General features: G+C 61.3%; 19 protein-coding genes. 18 read left to right on the plus strand and 1 reads right to left on the minus strand.

Going from position 1 to position 19664, the window contains the following annotated elements; all coding sequences use genetic code 11:
- Positions 1 to 182 precede the first annotated feature (182 nt).
- Positions 183 to 2993 carry a DNA gyrase subunit A gene (gyrA, locus tag EN807_RS27735; protein WP_135937497.1) on the plus strand — a complete coding sequence of 937 codons (2811 nt, stop codon included), beginning with the start codon at positions 183 to 185 and terminating at the stop codon, positions 2991 to 2993.
- 56 nt (positions 2994 to 3049) lie between these two features.
- On the opposite strand, the gene EN807_RS27740 is transcribed toward gyrA, so the two are convergent.
- Positions 3050 to 3202, minus strand: a complete 153-nt coding sequence (locus EN807_RS27740) for a hypothetical protein (protein ID WP_127314881.1) — start codon at positions 3200 to 3202, stop codon at positions 3050 to 3052.
- 298 nt (positions 3203 to 3500) lie between these two features.
- On the opposite strand from EN807_RS27740, the gene coaD reads away from it, so the two are divergent.
- The 17 genes from coaD (at position 3501) to EN807_RS27825 (ending at position 19659) form a co-directional block, all read left to right on the plus strand.
- Positions 3501 to 4001 (plus strand): pantetheine-phosphate adenylyltransferase, encoded by a 501-nt coding sequence (coaD, locus tag EN807_RS27745; RefSeq protein ID WP_127314882.1) that lies wholly within the window; start codon positions 3501 to 3503, stop codon positions 3999 to 4001.
- Between the two features lie 75 nt (positions 4002 to 4076).
- Positions 4077 to 4667, plus strand: a complete 591-nt coding sequence (locus EN807_RS27750) for a peptidylprolyl isomerase (protein WP_135937498.1) — start codon at positions 4077 to 4079, stop codon at positions 4665 to 4667.
- 28 nt (positions 4668 to 4695) lie between these two features.
- Positions 4696 to 5208, plus strand: a complete 513-nt coding sequence (locus tag EN807_RS27755; protein ID WP_065009548.1) for a peptidylprolyl isomerase — start codon at positions 4696 to 4698, stop codon at positions 5206 to 5208.
- A complete protein-coding gene (locus EN807_RS27760) occupies positions 5205 to 5603 on the plus strand; it encodes a hypothetical protein (RefSeq protein WP_135937499.1) in 399 nt (132 codons plus the stop codon). The genes EN807_RS27755 and EN807_RS27760 overlap by 4 nt, the downstream gene beginning before the upstream one ends.
- A 12-nt stretch (positions 5604 to 5615) precedes the next feature.
- Positions 5616 to 6728, plus strand: coding sequence for a tRNA preQ1(34) S-adenosylmethionine ribosyltransferase-isomerase QueA (queA, locus tag EN807_RS27765; protein ID WP_135937500.1), 1113 nt, complete (start codon positions 5616 to 5618; stop codon positions 6726 to 6728).
- Positions 6725 to 7855, plus strand: coding sequence for a tRNA guanosine(34) transglycosylase Tgt (gene tgt, locus EN807_RS27770; RefSeq protein ID WP_135937501.1), 1131 nt, complete (start codon positions 6725 to 6727; stop codon positions 7853 to 7855). The genes queA and tgt overlap by 4 nt, the downstream gene beginning before the upstream one ends.
- 208 nt (positions 7856 to 8063) lie before the next feature.
- Complete coding sequence (locus EN807_RS27775; RefSeq protein ID WP_029352863.1) at positions 8064 to 8300, plus strand: Lrp/AsnC family transcriptional regulator; 237 nt, start codon at positions 8064 to 8066, stop codon at positions 8298 to 8300.
- Between the two features lie 172 nt (positions 8301 to 8472).
- Positions 8473 to 9885 carry a circularly permuted type 2 ATP-grasp protein gene (locus EN807_RS27780; RefSeq protein ID WP_189522590.1) on the plus strand — a complete coding sequence of 471 codons (1413 nt, stop codon included), beginning with the start codon at positions 8473 to 8475 and terminating at the stop codon, positions 9883 to 9885.
- A gap of 129 nt (positions 9886 to 10014) precedes the next feature.
- Complete coding sequence (locus EN807_RS27785; protein WP_127314888.1) at positions 10015 to 10956, plus strand: alpha-E domain-containing protein; 942 nt, start codon at positions 10015 to 10017, stop codon at positions 10954 to 10956.
- A 61-nt stretch (positions 10957 to 11017) separates the two neighbouring features.
- Positions 11018 to 11812 (plus strand): transglutaminase family protein, encoded by a 795-nt coding sequence (locus EN807_RS27790; RefSeq protein WP_135937503.1) that lies wholly within the window; start codon positions 11018 to 11020, stop codon positions 11810 to 11812.
- A 32-nt stretch (positions 11813 to 11844) separates the two neighbouring features.
- A complete protein-coding gene (locus EN807_RS27795) occupies positions 11845 to 12576 on the plus strand; it encodes a peptidase (RefSeq protein ID WP_127314890.1) in 732 nt (243 codons plus the stop codon).
- 55 nt (positions 12577 to 12631) lie between these two features.
- Positions 12632 to 14044 carry an aspartate aminotransferase family protein gene (locus EN807_RS27800; RefSeq protein ID WP_135937504.1) on the plus strand — a complete coding sequence of 471 codons (1413 nt, stop codon included), beginning with the start codon at positions 12632 to 12634 and terminating at the stop codon, positions 14042 to 14044.
- A 128-nt stretch (positions 14045 to 14172) separates the two neighbouring features.
- Complete coding sequence (locus EN807_RS27805) at positions 14173 to 14940, plus strand: DeoR/GlpR family DNA-binding transcription regulator (RefSeq protein WP_135937505.1); 768 nt, start codon at positions 14173 to 14175, stop codon at positions 14938 to 14940.
- Positions 14941 to 15066: 126 nt separating this feature from the next.
- Positions 15067 to 16593: a glycerol-3-phosphate dehydrogenase gene (gene glpD / locus EN807_RS27810; protein WP_135937506.1), complete on the plus strand. Its 1527-nt coding sequence runs from the start codon at positions 15067 to 15069 to the stop codon at positions 16591 to 16593.
- Between the two features lie 28 nt (positions 16594 to 16621).
- Positions 16622 to 17704, plus strand: coding sequence for an ABC transporter ATP-binding protein (locus EN807_RS27815; RefSeq protein WP_135937507.1), 1083 nt, complete (start codon positions 16622 to 16624; stop codon positions 17702 to 17704).
- Between the two features lie 12 nt (positions 17705 to 17716).
- Entirely contained in the window at positions 17717 to 18787 is a 1071-nt protein-coding gene (locus tag EN807_RS27820) for an ABC transporter ATP-binding protein (protein WP_135937508.1), read from the plus strand.
- Between the two features lie 5 nt (positions 18788 to 18792).
- A complete protein-coding gene (locus EN807_RS27825) occupies positions 18793 to 19659 on the plus strand; it encodes a sugar ABC transporter permease (protein ID WP_065007669.1) in 867 nt (288 codons plus the stop codon).
- Positions 19660 to 19664 lie beyond the last annotated feature (5 nt).

Raw genomic sequence — 19664 nt, forward strand, 5'->3', positions numbered from 1 at the left:
GCCTGACAATGAGCTTTGCCGCGACAGCAACGAAAAAGCGCCTCGGCCATATCGTCGCAATCAGTGATATCCTTTTGAAATCACCACAAAAATCGACACTGGAAAAATACCGCGGACATTGGAGTTTCGACCCGGCTTCCTATATAAGCACCGAGTGATTCCCGATTAGATTGTGACCTGATTTGACCGACCAGAAGACACCGCGCGGCGCCGACGGCGGCCCGACCGGCATCGAGCCGATATCCATCATCGAGGAGATGCAGCGCTCCTACCTCGATTACGCCATGAGCGTGATCGTCAGCCGTGCGCTGCCCGATGTACGCGACGGGCTGAAGCCGGTGCATCGCCGCATCCTCTATGCCGCCCATGAAAGCGGCTACCACTGGAACCGCAAATACGTGAAGTCGGCGCGCCCGGTCGCCGACGTGATGGGTAAGTACCATCCGCATGGCGACGCCTCGATCTACGACGCCTTGGTGCGCATGGCGCAGGATTGGTCGCTGCGCGTACCGCTGATCGACGGGCAGGGCAATTTCGGCTCGATCGACGGTGATCCGCCGGCGGCGATGCGTTACACCGAATCGCGCCTGACCAAGGTCGCGCATGAGTTGCTGGAAGACATCGACAAAGACACCGTCGATTTCCAGGACACTTATGATGCGTCCGGCAGCGAGCCGAAAGTCCTGCCGGCGCGCTTTCCAAACCTGTTGGTCAACGGCTCCGGCGGCATCGCCGTCGGCATGGCCACTAACATCCCGCCGCACAATCTGGGCGAGGTCTGCAACGGCGCCATCGCCCTCATCGACAATCCGGCGATCGATCTGCCGGCGTTGATGGAGATCATTCCGGGGCCGGATTTCCCGACCGGCGGCATCGTGCTCGGCCGCTCCGGCATCTACAGCGCCTATTCGACCGGCCGCGGTTCCATCGTCATGCGCGGGCGCGTCAACGTCGAGGCGCGCGGCAACGACCGTGAATCGATCGTCATCACCGAAGTTCCCTACCAGGTGAACAAGTCGTCGATGATCGAGAAGATGGCGGAGCTGGTGCGCGACAAGCGCATAGAGGGCATTTCCGACATCCGCGACGAGAGCGACCGCCAAGGTTACCGCGTCGTCATTGAACTGAAGCGCGACGCGGTCGCCGACGTCATCCTCAACCAGCTCTACCGCTTCACGCCGCTGCAGACCTCCTTCGGCGCCAATATGGTGGCGTTGAACGGGGGCAAGCCGGAACTGCTGACGCTGACCGACATGCTAAGGGCCTTCGTTGCCTTCCGCGAGGAGGTGATCAGCCGGCGCACCAAATTCCTGCTGCGCAAGGCGCGTGACCGCGCCCATGTGCTGGTCGGCCTTGCCATTGCCGTCGCCAACATCGACGAGGTCATAAAGCTGATCCGCACCGCGCCGGACCCGCAGACGGCGCGCGAGCAGTTGATGGAGCGGCGCTGGCCTTCGGGCGACGTCGAATCGCTGATCCTGCTGATCGACGATCCGCGCCACCGCATCAACGAGGACGGCACCTACAATCTGTCCGAGGAACAGGCGCGCGCCATCCTCGAACTGCGCCTGCAGCGCCTGACCGCGCTCGGCCGCGACGAGATCGCCGACGAGTTGAACACGATCGGCGACGAGATCAAGGACTACCTGGACATCCTGTCGTCCCGCGCCCGCATTCAGCAGATCGTCAAGAACGAGCTTGCCGCCGTCCGCGACGAGTTCGGCACGCCGCGCCGCACCGAGCTCTCCGAGGGCGGGGCTGATATGGAAGACGAGGACCTGATCCAGCGCGAGGACATGGTCGTGACGGTCAGCCATTCCGGCTACATCAAGCGTGTGCCGCTGTCGCTCTACCGGGCGCAGCGCCGCGGCGGCAAGGGCCGCTCCGGCATGTCGACCAAGGAAGAGGATTTCGTCACCCGGCTGTTCGTTGCCAACACGCACACGCCGGTGCTTTTCTTCTCCTCGCGTGGCATCGTCTACAAGGAAAAGGTCTGGCGCCTGCCGATCGGAAATCCGCAGTCGCGGGGCAAGGCGCTGATCAACATGCTGCCGCTGGAGCAGGGCGAACGCATCACCACCATCATGCCGCTGCCTGAGGACGAGACCAGCTGGGGCGAGCTCGACGTGATGTTCGCCACCACCCGCGGCACGGTCCGCCGCAACAAGCTGTCGGACTTCGTCCAGGTCAACCGCAACGGCAAGATCGCCATGAAGCTGGAAGAGGAAGGCGACGAGATCCTCGGCGTCGAGACCTGCACCGACAATGACGACGTGCTTCTGACCGCAAGCTCCGGCCAGTGCATCCGCTTCTCGGTCAGCGACGTGCGCGTCTTCCAAAGCCGCAACTCGGTCGGCGTGCGCGGCATCGCCATGGCTGCCACCGACCGGGTGATCTCGATGGCGGTGATCGAACATGTCGAGGCGCCGCCGGCCGAGCGCGCCGCTTATCTCAAGCGGGTGGCGGCCGAACGGCGGCTCGCCGCCGGCATTGCGGCTGGCGAGGACGAAGACATCCAGCTCACCAATGAGGAGGTCGGCGAGGAGACGGAGCTTTCCGACGAGCGCTACGAATTCCTCAAGGCACACGAGCAGTTCGTGCTGACGGTGACGGAATATGGCTACGGCAAGCGTTCGTCTTCCTATGATTTCCGCCTCACAGGGCGCGGCGGCAAGGGCATCCGCGCCACCGATGTGTCGAAAGTGGCTGAGATCGGCCGTCTGGTGGCGACTTTCCCGGTCGGCAATGACGACCAGATCATGCTTGTCTCGGATGGCGGCACCGTCATCCGCGTGCCGGTCAACGGCATTCGTTTCGCCAGCCGCGCCACCAAGGGCGTGACCATCTTCAACACGGCCGACGGCGAGAAGGTCGTTTCGGTAGAGCGGATATCGGAACCGCAATCGGACGAGGAAGCCGAAGAGAGTGTCGAGGGCGACGCAACTCTGGATACCGGTACTGAAGACGTTGGCCCGGACAACAACGCCGAGTAGGTCTTGACTGGCAATGCCGGCCCGATGGGCCGGCGCCGTCAACAGCTAGCGGCCGGTTAGAAGTGGCGATACGGCTTGCGGATACCGAAGCCTCCGAACCGCTTGGCATTGGACTTGGCGCGGACGCGCTCTGCTTCCTGATGCAGCCCGAATACGGTGGCGATCAGCATGGCGACGGTCATTGCGGTGGCGAGCATGTAGATCAGCATGTGCGTGTTCTCCTGCACCTAGCAACGATTAAATGAGGTTTTGGTTTCATCTTCTGAAGCTGCAACCTAGTGAACGCTGCGTGAGGGCTTCGTGATCGGCCCGTTCATTGGTCGTTCATCTCGGCCAAAAGGTTCACACAAAGCGCATCGCGATTACCGTGGCTCAGGCGTTGCGCTTTGAGGCTCTGTTTGGGTGCATGTCGTTGTCGAGTCCGAGGGCATGCTTTTGGGCGACATGCATTGGCGGCTCGCTGATCGGATTTGCCTTTAAGAGAGAGGCTCGTTAGAAGCACCTTCCATGACCGAACGCATCGCCCTTTATGCCGGCTCCTTCGACCCGCTGACCAACGGCCATCTCGACGTGCTGAAGGCGTCGCTGGCCGTGGCGGACACAGTCTATGCGGCGATCGGCATTCATCCTGGCAAAAAGCCGCTGTTTTCGTTCGAGGAACGGGTCGGCCTCATCGAGGCAGCGACGAAGGCCGAATTCGGCCGCGACGGCGCGCGCATCAGGATTGTCGCTTTCGACGGGCTGGTCATCGACGCGGCCAGGAAGCAGGGCGCCTCGATCATGATCCGTGGCCTGCGCGACGGCACCGATCTCGACTACGAGATGCAGATGGCCGGCATGAACGAGACGATGGCGCCGGAACTGCAGACAGTTTTTCTGCCCGCCAGCCCTTCGGTGCGAACCATTACCGCCACACTTGTCCGCCAGATAGCCTCGATGGGAGGCGACATCCGCCCCTTCGTGCCGGCGGCTGTGGCCGGCGCACTTACCGCCAAATTCGCGAAATAATGCATGTCGCCCAAAATTGGAACCCCGTTTTGGGACAACGACATGCATGAGACAAAGGTTTTCGGAGAAAGATCCATGCAGCTCAAAAGGCTCGCCACCTGCTTTGTCGTTGTTTTCGGTCTTGTGGCTGCATCCGTTTCGGCGTTCGCCGCCGATCCGGAAAACACCATGATCATAACGCTGAGGGGCGGCGACGTGACCATCGCGCTCAGGCCCGATCTCGCGCCGAAGCATGTCGAGCAGATCAAGAAGCTGGTTCGTCAGGGCGCTTACGACAACGTCGCTTTCCACCGCGTCATCGACGGCTTCATGGCGCAGACCGGCGACGTGAAGTTCGGCAACATGAAGAACGGCTTCAACGCCGATGCTGTCGGTACTGGCGGTTCCGATCTTCCCGACCTACCGGCCGAATTCTCGACATCCGAGCGCTACGAGCGCGGCGTGGTCGGCATGGCCCGCTCGCAGGACCCGAATTCAGCCAATTCGCAGTTCTTCATCATGTTCGCGCCGGCGCCGCCGCTGGATGGCCAGTACACTATCGTCGGTAATGTCGAGAACGGCATGGAGTTGGTGGACCAGATAAAGAAAGGCGATGCGGCACAGAACGGGGTCGTCACCGATCCCGATCGCATGATCAAGGTGCGCATCGCCGCCGACGGCAAGTAAACCCATTAGTTTCAAAGGATATTCTGACATGGCCGAGATCAAGGACCGCGAGAACGCGCTCATCATGGAAACGACCAAGGGCAAGGTCGTCATCGAACTTTTTCCCGATCTGGCGCCTGGCCATGTCGGCCGCATCAAGGAACTGGCGCGCGAAGGCGCTTACGACGGCGTGGTGTTCCATCGCGTCATCGAGGGGTTCATGGCGCAGACCGGCGACGTGAAATTCGGCAATTCCACCAAGCCCTCTTTCGCACCGGCGCGCGCTGGCACGGGCGGCTCCGACAAGCCCGACCTGAAGGCGGAGTTCTCCAACGCCAATCACGGCCGCGGCACCTGCTCGATGGCGCGCTCGCAGAATCCGAACTCGGCCAATTCGCAGTTTTTCATCTGCTTCGACGATGCCGCCTTCCTCAACCGCCAATACACGGTCTGGGGCCAGGTCATCGAGGGCATGGACAATGTCGACAAGATCAAGCGCGGCGAGCCGGTGCCGGATCCCGACAAGATCGTGTCGCTGAAGGTGGCGGCCGACGTGAAATGACCTACCGGGCTGTCGCGGCTATCACTCTGATGCTTGTCGCGGCGGCCACTCCGGCGCTGGCGACGGAATCGATTGTTTGCAGCGCTGAAGGCGACGCGGCATCGATCGACGTTCTGATGGGGCACACTGCCGTCATCGCGGTTGCGCGTGTATGGCTTGATGCCGGCGGCAGGAACTGGACCACCGACGGTCAGCCGGGTTCGACGAAAGTCATCGTCGGACAGGCATTCGAGGACGACCAGCACATGGCGATCGATCTCACCGATGAGGGCATCAGCTCGATCGTCGCCAAATTGCGACTGGTCAAGGCCAGCGAACAGTCCAATTTCGCAATGGGCGGCACGCTGAGCATCGACGGTGTTGGCGCCTGGGCGGTGACCTGCCCGGAATTTTGAGGCGGGATTTTCTTGCGCGTCGATCTTTTCGACTTTGATCTGCCGGAGGAGCGTATCGCGCTTCGACCGGCAGAACCGCGCGACAGCGCCAAAATGCTGGTTGTCAGGCCGGGTGAGGGCCGCGAAGACCGGACGGTGCGCGAGCTGCCGTCCCTGCTCGAGACCGGTGACGTGCTGGTCTTCAACGACACCAAGGTCATTCCGGCACAGTTGAAAGGCATCAGGCGGCGCGGCGAAGCGATGGCGCAAGTCGAAGCCACGCTGCACATGCGGGTGGCTCCCGACCGCTGGCTGGCTTTCATGCGGCCGGGCAAGCGCATCGCCGCCGGTGACCGCGTCCATTTCGGCCATGACGCCAATTCCTGCTTTCTCGGCCAGCTCGATGCCACGGTGGTCGAGAAAGGCGAGGCCGGCGAGGCTTTGCTCGGTTTTGACCTCTCAGGTCCGTTTCTCGATGAGGCGTTGCACGCCGTCGGTCACATTCCGCTGCCGCCTTACATCGCTTCGAAGCGCGACGACGACGAACGCGACCGCAAAGACTACCAGACCATCTATGCCAGGGAGGAGGGGGCCGTGGCGGCACCCACTGCCGGCCTGCATTTCACGCCCGAGCTTTTCGCGGCGCTGGATGCCAAAGGCGTCGAGCGGCGCTTCGTCACCCTGCATGTCGGCGCCGGCACGTTCCTGCCGGTGAAAGTCGACGACACCGCCGATCACAAGATGCATGCCGAAATCGGTTCGGTCAGCCGGGAAACCGCCGAGGCGCTGAACGCGGCGAAAGCGCGCGGCGGGCACATCATCGCCGTCGGTACGACGTCGCTGCGCCTGCTGGAGAGCGCCGCGCGGGAGGACGGCACATTGGCTGGATGGTCGGGTCCGACCGACATCTTCATCACCCCCGGCTACCGTTTTAAGGCCGCCGACATGCTGATGACCAATTTCCATCTGCCGCGTTCGACGCTGTTCATGCTGGTTTCGGCGTTTTGTGGTCTGGAAACAATGCGTGCGGCCTATGCGCATGCCATCGAGAACCGCTACAGGTTCTACTCCTACGGAGATGCAAGCCTTCTGTTCAAAGACGAGAACGATGGACGCGCGCCCGGTATAGAACAAGGAATTCAATGACTAAGGCGTTCACCTTCGAGGTGCTGGCGACCGACGGAAAAGCGCGGCGCGGCTCTATCACTATGCCGCGCGGAGAAATCCGCACGCCAGCCTTCATGCCGGTCGGCACCGGCGGCACGGTCAAGACCATGTATATGGATCAGGTGCGCGGCGTCGGCTCGGACATTATCCTTGGCAATACTTACCATCTGATGCTGCGGCCTGGCGCCGAACGTGTGGCGCGGCTTGGCGGTCTGCATGAATTCGCCCGCTGGCCGCACCCGATCCTGACCGACAGCGGCGGCTTCCAGGTAATGTCGCTGTCGAAACTGAGGAAACTCACCGAAAAGGGCGTCACCTTTCGCTCACATATTGATGGCGCCCCCTATGAGATGTCGCCCGAGCGCTCGATCGAAATCCAGGGACTGCTCGGTTCCGATATCCAGATGCAGCTCGACGAATGCACCGCGCTGCCGGCTATGGAGAAGGAGATCGAGCGCGCCATGGAGCTGTCGCTGCGCTGGGCCGAACGTTGCAAGACGGCATTCGGCGACCAACCGGGCAAGGCGATGTTCGGCATCGTCCAGGGCGGCGACATACCGGCCCTGCGGCTGCGCTCGGCGCAGGCGCTGAAAGCGATGGACCTCAAGGGCTACGCCATCGGCGGGCTGGCGGTCGGCGAGCCGCAAGCGGTGATGCTCGAAATGCTCGACATCACCTGCCCGGAGCTGCCGGCGGACAGGCCGCGCTATCTGATGGGTGTCGGCACGCCTGACGACATATTGAAATCGGTGGCACGCGGCATCGACATGTTCGATTGCGTGATGCCGACGCGCGCCGGCCGTCATGGCCTCGCCTATACAAGGCGCGGCAAGGTCAATCTGCGCAACGCTCGCCATGCCGACGATCCGCGCCCGCTGGACGAGGAGAGCGACTGCCCGGCCGCCAGGGATTATTCACGCGCCTATCTGCACCATCTGGTCCGCTCGCAAGAGGCGCTGGGGGCGATGCTGCTGACCTGGAACAATCTTTCCTACTACCAGAGGCTGATGCAGGATATTCGTGCCGCCATCGAAGCCGGCGCCTTCGAGGCGCGGGCGGCGGCAATTTCCGAGGGCTGGGCAACGGGCGATATCCCGGTGATGTGAGCAGGCCCTCTCAGCGAAGCGAACGCGCGCAGGCATAGCCTACGCTTGGCAACGCTCCACAGGGTCAACGCCCGCGGCATCCGTCGTTTGGCTGCACTAAAGCTTCCCTCAGGTCGCGTTCTGCCTGAGCCCCGTCCTGATGCTTGAAAGCCGGGCGGCAGTCTGCCACAAGGGCCGCTTATGCGTGCAAGTTGAGCAGGACCGGGCAATGAAGGCATTTTTCGTGCAGATAAAGTGCGATCTGGGCAGGGCCTATGACGTTGCCGGCGCATTGGCCGATGCCGAGATCGCTTCGGAAATCTACTCGACAGCCGGCAACTACGATTTGCTCGCCAAATTCTATGTCGACGACGAGGAAGACATCGGGCACTTCGTCAACGAGAAGGTGCAGATTCTTCCCGGCATCAAGGACACGTTTACGGTCGTCACCTTCCGCGCCTTCTGAGCGGCGCCGGCCGCCTGCCCGGGCAAAAGGCAAAGCCTGACCCAGCCATATCGGCGCTGCCCCAATTTTAGGCAGGTCGCGACATACTGATCGCCAGCATCCTCCAAATCACCGATTGCGCTTGATTTTCTCCCGTGACGCCAGTGAAATGGTCTCACAGGGGAGTATGCGATTGGCAGCGTTCGACGAAATGCTTCCGGAAGTCTCCGGATTGAGAAAACCGTATTCGGCTTACGATCGCTGGCTGAAGGAGCAGGATCCAGCCAGGCTTACCGAGAAGATGCAGGACGCCGAACGCGTCTTTCGCAAGACCGGCATCACCTTTGCCGTCTATGGCGAGCAGGAAGCCTCCGAACGCCTTATTCCCTTCGATATCGTTCCGCGCATCATTTCCGGCAACGAATGGCGACGGCTGACGCAAGGCATCGAACAGCGCGTCCAGGCCCTGAACGCGTTTCTCGACGATATCTACCACCGCCAGGAGATATTGCGCGCCGGGCGCGTCCCCAAGGAATTGATCGCCAGGAACGAGGCGTTCCTGCCGGAGATGATCGGGGTAAGGCCGCCGGCCGGCGTCTACACCCATATCATCGGCGTCGATATCGTGCGTATCAGCGAGAGCGAATTCTACGTGCTGGAGGACAATGCGCGCACGCCGTCCGGCGTCTCCTACATGCTGGAGAACCGCGAGACGATGATGCAGCTCTTTCCCGAGCTGTTCCGGCAGATCAAGGTGCGGCCGGTGGAAAACTATCCGCAGCTCTTGCGCCAGTCGCTGGCGGCGGTGCGGCCGCAAAGCACCAAGGGTGCGCCGACCATTGCCGTGCTGACGCCGGGCAGCTTCAACTCCGCCTATTTCGAACATGCCTTCCTTGCCGACCAGATGGGCGTGCAGCTTGTCGAGGGGCAGGATCTGCGCGTCGTCGATGGCCACGTCGCAATGCGTACGACCGAAGGCTACAAGCAGATCGATGTGCTTTATCGAAGGGTTGACGATTCTTTCCTCGATCCGCTGACCTTCCGTCCGGACTCGGCACTTGGAGTGCCGGGCATCATGGATGTCTACCGCGCCGGCAACATCACCATCGCCAATGCGCCGGGAACCGGCATCGCCGATGATAAGGCGATCTATTCCTACATGCCCGAGATCGTCGAATTCTACACTGGCCGCAAGGCAATCCTCGGCAACATCCCGACCTGGCGCTGCTCGGAGCCGGACAGCCTGAAATACGTGCTCGAACATATCGACGAGCTGGTGGTGAAGGAGGTGCACGGCTCAGGCGGCTACGGTATGCTGGTCGGGCCGGCGGCGACCAAGAAGGAATGCGAGGATTTTTCCAAGAAACTCGCAGCAAAACCGTCGAACTACATCGCCCAGCCAACGCTGGCGCTGTCGACCTGTCCGATCCTGACCGACAAAGGGCTGGCGCCGCGCCATGTCGACCTCAGGCCCTACGTGCTGGTTTCCGACCGCATCCAGATCGTGCCGGGCGGGCTGACGCGCGTGGCGCTGAAGGAAGGCTCGCTGGTGGTCAACTCATCGCAGGGCGGCGGCACCAAGGATACGTGGGTGCTGGATGATTGAGACGAGTAAGTAGTGAATAGTAAGTTGTCAGTAGTAGGGGAAAGCACAATGTCATACTCCGTCAAAATCCAAACATTCACCATGCACTACTCACCACTCACTACTCACTAGCCCGAAGGGCAGCCCCACATGCTTCTCGGCCGCACCGCCAACGGGCTCTACTGGATGAACCGCTACATCGAGCGGGCGGAAAACATGGCGCGGCTGGTCGATGCCGGGCTGCGCATGGCGCTGACCCGTACCCAGAACGCCTCCGAAGAGTGGAATTCGGTGCTGCTCAGCGCCGGTTCGGACGCTGCCTTCACGCAGAAATATTCCGACTATACCGCCGCCAACGTCGCGGATTTCCTGCTTCGCGACACATCGAACCCGTCGAGCACGATGGCGTCGATCGAGACGGCTCGCAACAACGCCCGCATGGTGCGCACCGCGCTGACGCGCGAAACCTGGGAAAGCATCAACGAGGCCTGGATGTCGCTGAAGCGCATGCTGGCCAAGCCGATCGACGAACGTGACCTGCCCAGCGTGCTCGACGCGATCAAGCGCGAAACGGCGCTGATCCGCGGCGCGTTCTACGGCACCATGCTGCGCAACGAGATCTTCGATTTCTCGCAGCTCGGCACCTATGTCGAACGCGCCGACAACACGGCACGTATTTTGGACGTGAAATACTACGTGCTGTTGCCGTCGATCTCGTGGGTCGGCTCTACGCTCGATAACTACCAGTGGGAATCGATCCTGCGCTCGGTGTCGGCGCATCGCTCCTATCGCTGGGTCTACGAGGCCGACTACAAGCCGAGCAACATCGCCGACTATCTGATCCTCAACGTTCGGATGCCGCGCTCGCTGACCTTCTGCTACCGTTTCCTGACGGAGCACCTGAAATTCCTAGGCGACGATTATGGCGAACGCCATGCCTGTCATGCGACAGCCGGAAAAACCCAGGCCATGCTGACGGCCGGCTCGATCAAGGACATATTCGACGCCGGCCTGCACGAATTCCTGGCCAATTTCATTCGTGACAACACCAGGCTCGGCGACGAGATCGCGCAGGATTACAGGTTCTATTGAGCATGATCCCGGAAAGTGGACGCCGGTTTCCGGTAAAGGTGATGCTCGGGGGACGAGAGCAATGCGGCTGAAGATCACCCACCGGACCGAATACCGCTACGATGCGCCGGTGCATTATCTATTGCAGCGGTTGCGGCTGCTTCCGGTCAGCGGGCCGACGCAGACCGTTTTGTCCTGGGCGCTGACGATCGAAGGGGCACGCGAGGAAGTGCGCTTCACCGACCATTTCGGCAACGATACGCGGCTCCTGAGCGTCGAAGGTGAGCGCGATTTCATCACCGTCGAGGCATCAGGCGAGGTGGTGACACGCGACACCGCTGGCGTCTCCGGGCCACATCAGGGTTTCGCGCCGCTCTGGCTGTTTGGCCATGAAACCCCGTTGACCATGATCGGCAGCGGCATTCGCGAACTCGCGGCCTCAGTCGGCGAGGGGACCGATATCGAAAGGCTGCACCGGCTGATGGCCGTGATCGGTGAGCGCGTCGCCTATACGCCGGGTACCACCAATGCGGCGACTCCGGCCGAGGACGCGCTGGCGCTCAAGACCGGCGTGTGCCAGGACCACAGCCACATCTTTGCCGCCGCCGCGCGCGCCATGGGGTTTCCCGCCCGCTACGTCAGCGGCTATTTGATGATGGATGCGGCGGTCGAGCAGGCGGCAAGCCATGCCTGGGCCGAGGCGCATGTTGCGGGCCTCGGCTGGGTCGCCTTCGACGTCGCCAACGGCATTTCGCCCGACGAACGCTATGTAAAGGTGGCGACCGGCCGTGATTACCGCGACGCCACGCCGGTGTCGGGAATTCGGCTGGGACAAGCGGAAGAACAGCTTGCGGTCACCGTCACCGTGGAGCAGTAATCCCCGGCAAGATTTGCTGCCAAAGAGATTCGATGACCTATTGCGTCGGCCTGAAGATCGATCGCGGGCTCGTGTTCATGTCCGACACGCGTACCAACGCCGGCATGGATTCGATCTCGACCTTCAAGAAGATGCATGTCTGGGAGGAGCCGGGCGAGCGCGTCATCGTGCTGATGTCGGCCGGCAATCTGGCGACGACGCAGGCCGTCGTCAGCCTGCTCGACGAGCGCACCAAGGCGGTGGCCGATCGCCACGCCACTTTGCTTGAAACGCCTTCCATGTACCAGACGGTGCGGATGGTCGGCGACACCGTCAAGGAAGTCATCGCCAGTTCGTCACCGGCGGGCGAAAAGGCCGATTCCTATTTCAATGCCTCCTTTATCCTCGGCGGCCAGATCAAGGGCAGCGCGCCTCGGCTGTTCATGATCTATCCGGAAGGCAATTTCATCGAATCGACCGATGACACGCCGTTTTTCCAGATCGGCGAGACCAAATACGGCAAGCCGATCATCATCCGCGCCTATGAAAAGTCGATGAGTTTCGCCGAGACGGTGAAACTGCTGCTGGTGTCGTTCGACTCGACGCTGAAATCGAACCTGTCGGTCGGTCTCCCGCTTGACCTGCTGTTCTACGAAAAGGATGCCTTCAAGGTCAGCCTGAAGAAACGGATAGCCCAGGACGATCAATATTATCGCACGATCTCGGACGGCTGGTCGAACGCGCTGAAGACCGCTTTCGCGAGCTTGCCTGATTTTCCCGAATGAAAGCCTCCGTTTTTCGTGCTCTTTGATCGCTGGGCTCGCTGCGACGGAAAGCAAGATGAATAGCAACGAATTCCGGGAATGGTCGCTGTACGCGGCCGAATGGGGTGCCGATTACAGGAGCACACTTCGCGAAAGACCGGTGCGGCCGCTTGTCGAACCGGGCGAAATCTCTAGAAGCATCGATGTCTCGCCGCCGGAAGAGGGCGAAACGATGCAGGCAATCTTCGCCGACTTCGAGCAAAAAATCCTGCCGGGCATGACGCATTGGCAGCATCCGCGCTTCTTCGCCTATTTCCCGGCCAACGCCGCACCGGTCTCGGTGGTGGCCGAATATCTGGTCTCGGTGATGGCCGCGCAATGCATGCTCTGGCAGACCTCGCCGGCAGCGACCGAACTCGAGACGCGCGTCGTCGACTGGATGCGTCAGGCGCTTGGCCTGCCGGAAGGGTTTTCCGGCGTCCTGCAGGATTCGGCATCATCGGCGACGCTTGCCGCCGTGCTGACCATGCGCGAGCGCGCGCTAGACTGGCAGGGCAACAAGAAGGGCCTGCAAGGCCAGCCGATATTGCGCATCTATTCTTCCGACCAGGTCCATACTTCCATCGACCGGGCGATCTGGGTATCGGGCATTGGCGAGGACAATCTCGTGCGCATTCCGGTTGCTGGCCGCCTTCGCGCCATGGATGTCACAGCCCTCGAAGCGGCGATCGTCGCCGACCGGGATGCGGGCATGCTGCCGGCCGGCATCATCGCTTGTGTCGGCGGCACCAGCACCGGCGGCACCGATGACATCGCCGGCGTCGCCGCTGTGGCTAAGCGGTACGGGCTCTATCTGCATGTCGATGCCGCCTGGGCCGGATCGGCGATGATATGTCCGGAATACCGGCATTTCTGGGCCGGCGCGGAGCACGCGGATTCCATCGTCTTCAATCCGCACAAATGGCTGGGCGCGCAGTTCGACTGCTCGATGCAGTTCATCCGCCGGCCGGAAGACCTGGTGCGGACGCTCGCCATCAAGCCGGATTACCTGAAGACGCATGGACGCGACGGCATCATCAACTATTCCGAATGGTCGGTGCCGCTCGGGCGGCGCTTTCGCGCACTGAAACTGTGGTTCCTGCTGCGCGCCCACGGGCTGGAAAATCTCCGGACCATGATCCGCAACCATGTCGCCTGGAGCGAAGGCCTTGCCGCGCGGCTGGCTCGGGAACCGGATTTCGAGATCGTCACGGAACCGATGCTGTCGCTGTTCTCGTTCCGGCATCTGGCGGCGGCCGGCATCGATTCGGACGAACACAATCTGCGGCTGGTCAATGCGATCAACGACGATGGCCGCATCTATCTGACACAGACACGGGTGGACGGGCAGATCGCGATCCGCTTTCAAGTCGGTCAGTTCGAGACGACGGCGGCGGATGTCGATACAGCTTTCGAGGTCATCACCGAAGTCGCCCGCGGTCTGGGTTGAGTTGAAATGGTCGGCAAAGTTGCGCCGTGGTTGTCTTTGGACGGATATAATTTCGTTAGCCGGCTTACGCCTTTTCATCACTTTCGTTTTCCGCTATAGACAAGAAAAACGAAAACGAGAGGCCCCCAATGTATCTGTCGCCGCGTCATTCCGAAATCATCCAGATGGCCAAGGACAATGGCCGCGTGCTGGTCGACGATCTGGCAACGCATTTCAGCGTGACGCCGCAGACCATCCGCAAGGACCTTAACGACCTGTGCGACCAGCGGCTGCTTTCCCGTATCCATGGCGGGGCGCTGTTTCCGTCCGGCATCGAGAACATGGAGTATGAAGCGAGGCGCAAGATCGCCGCCGAGGAGAAGGAGGCGATCGGCCGCGCAGCAGCCAGGCTGATCCCGGACAATGCCTCGCTGTTCATCAATATCGGCACCACGACGGAGTCGGTCAGCAAGGCGCTCCTTGATCATATCGGCTTGATGGTCATCACCAATAACATCAATGTTGCCAATAGGATGCGCATATATCCTTCCATCGAAGTTGTTATTGCCGGCGGTGTCGTGCGCGGTTCCGATGGCGGCGTGGTCGGCGAGGCGGCGGTCGATTTCATCCGGCAGTTCAAAGTCGACTACGCGGTGATCGGCGCCTCGGCGATCGACCATGACGGTGCGTTGCTCGATTTCGATTTTCGCGAGGTGAAGGTGGCGCAGGCGATCATCGCCAATGCAAGGCATGTCATCCTAGTTTCCGACCAGACCAAATTCGAGCGGACGGCGCCGGTCCGCATCGGCCATCTGTCGCAGGTCAACACCTTCATCACCGACCGCTGCGACATTCCCTCGGTGCGCAAGATCTGCCAGGAGGCCGAGGTTCAACTGATCGAAACGTCGCTCTCCTAGAGGGTGCCGTCGCGGCAGTAGCCGCCGTTTACATTTCGTTTGACATTCGTTCTTATTTCGAAATAATCCCACCACGGTTTCGTAAAAACCTAAAAATGCTGCAATGCGAAATCCGGGAGGACTATTGTGAGCGCACCCCCGATCCATGACATCTTCGTCATCGGTGGCGGTATCAACGGCTGCGGCATTGCTCGCGATGCGGTTGGGCGCGGCTTTTCGGTCTTCCTTGCCGAAATGAACGATCTGGCCAGCGGAACCTCCTCCGGCTCGACCAAACTGATCCATGGCGGCCTGCGCTATCTCGAATTCTACGAATTCCGCCTGGTGCGCGAGGCGCTTATGGAGCGCGAGGTTCTCTGGAAGATCGCGCCGCACATCATCTGGCCGATGCGCTTTGTGCTGCCCTATGCCAAGGGTTTGCGTCCGGCCTGGCTGATCAGGCTCGGCCTTTTCCTTTACGACCACATTGGCGGGCGCAAATTGCTGCCGGCGACCAAGACCCTGGACATGGCAAAGGACCCAGCGGGCAAGCCGCTGAAGCCGTTGTTTCGCAAGGCCTTCGAGTATTCCGACGGCTGGGTCAACGATGCGCGACTGGTGGCATTGAACGCCCGCGACGCCGCCGATCGCGGCGCAACGATCCGAACCCGCACGAAAGTCATCGGCGCACGCCGTGAAGGCGAGCTTTGGACGGTCAGTCTGAAAAACGCGCAGAACGGGGACACCGAGGAGGTCAAGGCGCGGCTTTTGGTCAACGCCGCCGGTCCATGGGTCGACCACGTGCTGTCTGCTACGGTCGGCTTGAACGAGGTGCACAATGTCCGGCTGGTACAGGGCAGCCATATCGTCATCGGCAAGAAGTTTGACGATCCGCGCGCCTATTTCTTCCAGAACAAGGATGGCCGCATCATCTTTGCTATCCCCTACGAGGAAGAGTTCACGCTGATCGGCACCACCGACCAGGACTATGCTGGCGACCCGCATGACGTGAAGATCAGCGATGCCGAGATCGATTATCTGTGTGCTGCGGCGAGCGAATATTTCGCGCAGCCGGTCAAGCGTTCGGACATCGTCTGGACCTATTCCGCCGTGCGCCCGCTTTATGACGACGGCGCTTCGAAGGCGCAGGAAGCAACCCGCGATTATGTGCTGAAGACCGACGGCGGCGAGGGCACGGCGCCGATCATCAACACCTTCGGCGGCAAGATCACCACCTATCGCCGGCTGTCTGAATCGATGCTCGAGAAAATCGAGGGTCTTCTCGGCAAGCGCGGCAAGCCGTGGACGGCAAACGCGCCGCTGCCGGGCGGCGATTTCCCGGCCAGCGGTTTCGACGCCGAAGTGGCGAAACTGAAAATGGCCTATCCGTTCCTCGACGCACGTCTGGCGCGCCGCCTGAGCCGGCTTTACGGAACTCGCGCACGGATGCTGCTGGGCCTCGCCAGATCGAATGCCGACCTTGGCCGCAACTTTGGCGCCGATCTCTATGAGGCCGAAGTGCGCTACCTCGTTCAAAATGAATGGGCGATGACGGCTGAAGATGTATTGTGGCGCAGGACCAAGCGCGGCCTGCATCTGAGCCGCGAGCAGACGGCAGCGCTCGACGAATTCATGCGCGGAATAAGCCGGCGCCATGTCGCGGCTGCCGAATAGTCATGCAGAAAGCCTGGGAGGAGGCATCATGCTGGAACTGAGAAACGTGACGAAGACGGTCGGGGCGACGGAGCATATACGCGACGTGTCGCTGACGCTTCAGCACGGCTCGCTCAATGTCCTTCTTGGGCCGACGCTTTCCGGCAAGACCAGCCTGATGCGGCTGATGGCCGGCCTCGATGTGCCGACATCAGGCTCGGTCTGGTTCGACGGCAAGGATGTCACCGGCATCCCGGTGCAGAAGCGCAACGTCGCCATGGTCTACCAGCAGTTCATCAACTATCCGGCAATGACCGTTTACGAGAACATCGCCTCGCCGCTGAGGGTGGCCGGGACCGAGCGGGCAAAGATCGACAAGGAGGTGCGCAGTGCGGCAGCCCTTCTCAAGCTGACGCCCTATCTCGACCGCACGCCGCTCAGCCTCTCCGGCGGCCAGCAGCAGCGGACTGCGCTGGCGCGCGCCATCGTCAAGAACGCCAGCCTCGTGCTGCTCGATGAGCCGCTTGCCAACCTCGACTACAAGCTGCGCGAGGAGCTGCGCGCGGAATTGCCGAAAATCTTCGCGGCGACCGGCACCATTTTCGTCTACGCCACTACGGAGCCGCACGAAGCCTTGCTGCTCGGCGGCAACACGGCGACGCTTTCCGAAGGCCGCATCACTCAGTTCGGCCCGACGATCGACGTCTTCCGCAGGCCGAACGACCTCATCACGGCCAAGACATTCGCCGATCCGCCGCTCAACACGATCGTGCTGAAGAAGAGCGGTTCGAGCTTCCTTCTTGATGGTGGGGTGAACCTCCCGGTGCCGGCTGAACTCGCCGGTATTGCCGATACGAGCTACACGATCGGCTTCCAGCCTCACCATCTCTCTCTTGCCCGGCCAAGCCCGTCTGCGGTTGCGGTGAGAGCCAAGGTCTCGGTCACCGAAATCACTGGTTCGGAAAGCTTTGTGCATCTCGATTTCGCCGACGTCCGCTGGGTGATGCTGGAGCACGGCATCCTGGTGTTCGAACCGGACCAGACCATCGAGGTGTTCATCGACCCTCGGCACATCATGGTGTTCGACGCGAACGGCCGCTCGGCCGCGCCGCCACAGATGCTGGCGGCTTGAGGAGGAGGGCACATGGCGCGCATCGACTGCAATCATATCCGCCACGCCTACGGGCCGCATCCGAAGTCGGACAAGGACTATGCGCTGAAGGAGGTGCATCACGCCTTCGAGGATGGCGGCGCCTATGCGCTGCTCGGGCCGTCGGGCTGCGGCAAGACCACGCTGCTCAACATCATTTCCGGCCTGTTGTATCCGTCGCATGGCGAGCTTCTGTTCGACGGCAAGGACGTTACCAATCTGTCGACGCAGGAGCGCAACATAGCGCAGGTGTTCCAGTTCCCGGTCATCTACGACACCATGACCGTCTACGACAATCTGGCGTTCCCGCTGCGCAACCGCGGCGTTCCGGAACCTGACGTTGACCGTAAGGTGCGCGAAACGCTGGAAATGACCGGTCTGGCCGATATGGCCAAAAGGAAGGCGAGGGGTCTGACCGCCGACCAGAAGCAGAAGATCTCGCTCGGACGCGGGCTGGTGCGCTCCGATGTCAACGCGATCCTGTTCGACGAGCCGCTGACCGTCATCGACCCGCATATGAAGTGGGTGCTGCGCTCGCAGTTGAAGCAGCTGCACAGGCGTTTCGGTTTCACCATGGTCTATGTCACGCACGACCAGACCGAGGCGCTCACCTTCGCCGAAAACGTCGTCGTCATGTATGAGGGCGAGGTTGTGCAGATCGGCTCTCCAGCCGAACTGTTCGAGCGGCCCAAGCATACGTTCGTTGGCTATTTCATCGGCTCGCCGGGCATGAACGTCATGCCGGTCGCGGTCGAAGGCAGGAATGCGCGGCTCGGCAGCCAGACGATCGAATTGCCTGGCGCGCCAAAGGCTGGAACCACAGGCATGATCGAACTCGGCATCCGCCCCGAATATGTCAGGCTTGGCGCTAGCGGCATGCCGGTTTCAATCCGGAAGGTCGAGGATATCGGCCGCCACAAGGTGGTGCGCGCCAGTTTCGAAGGCCGCGACATAGCGGCGATCGTCGGCGAGGACGAGGATATTCCCGCCGATCCGAAGATCGCTTTCGACCCGGCCGGCATCAACATCTATGCCGATTCCTGGCGCGTCGAGATGGGAGGCTGAACTCCATGGATAAGACCTGGAACAACAAGGCGTGGTTCATGGTGCTCCCGGTGCTGGTGCTGGTGGCGTTCAACGCAATCATCCCGCTGATGACGGTGGTTAACTATTCAGTTCAGGAGACGTTCGGAAACAACCTGTTCTTCTTTGAAGGCGTTAAGTGGTTCCAGGAAGTGCTTAATTCGCCGCGCTTCCACGCATCGCTCCTGCGCCAGTTCGCCTTCACCGGGTTAATCCTGCTGATCGAGGTGCCGCTAGGCGTGGCGGTGGCGCTTGCCATGCCGCGTTCCGGCCCATGGGTCGCGGTCTGCCTGGTGTTGATGTCGCTGCCGTTGCTGATCCCATGGAACGTCGTCGGCGCTATGTGGAACATCTTTGCGCTGCCGGACATCGGGCTGCTCGGCTATGTTATCAACGCGATGGGCATCAGCTACAATTTCACCAGCCAGCCGCTGTCGGCGTGGTTCACCGTCGTCCTGATGGACGTATGGCATTGGACCTCGCTGGTAGTGCTGCTTGCCTACGCAGGCCTCGTCTCGATACCCGACGCCTACTATCAGGCTGCAAAAATTGACGGTGCATCACGTTGGTCGGTGTTCCGCTTTATCCAGCTGCCCAAGATGAAGCGCGTGCTGACCATTGCCATGCTGCTGCGGTTCATGGATTCCTTCATGGTCTACACTGAACCGTTCGTACTGACAGGCGGGGGACCGGGCAATGCCACGACCTTCCTGTCGATCGATCTTGTCAAGGCAGCGCTCGGCGAATTCAACCTTGGAATCGCGGCGGCCATGAGCATCATCTACTTCCTGATGACGCTGCTGGTGTCGTGGCTCTTCTACACCCTGATGACCCAATCCGAAGCGGAGGGCTGAGATGA

The organism is Mesorhizobium sp. M5C.F.Ca.ET.164.01.1.1 (assembly GCF_004792125.1).
GTDB classification, from domain to species: Bacteria; Pseudomonadota; Alphaproteobacteria; order Rhizobiales; family Rhizobiaceae; genus Mesorhizobium; species Mesorhizobium wenxiniae.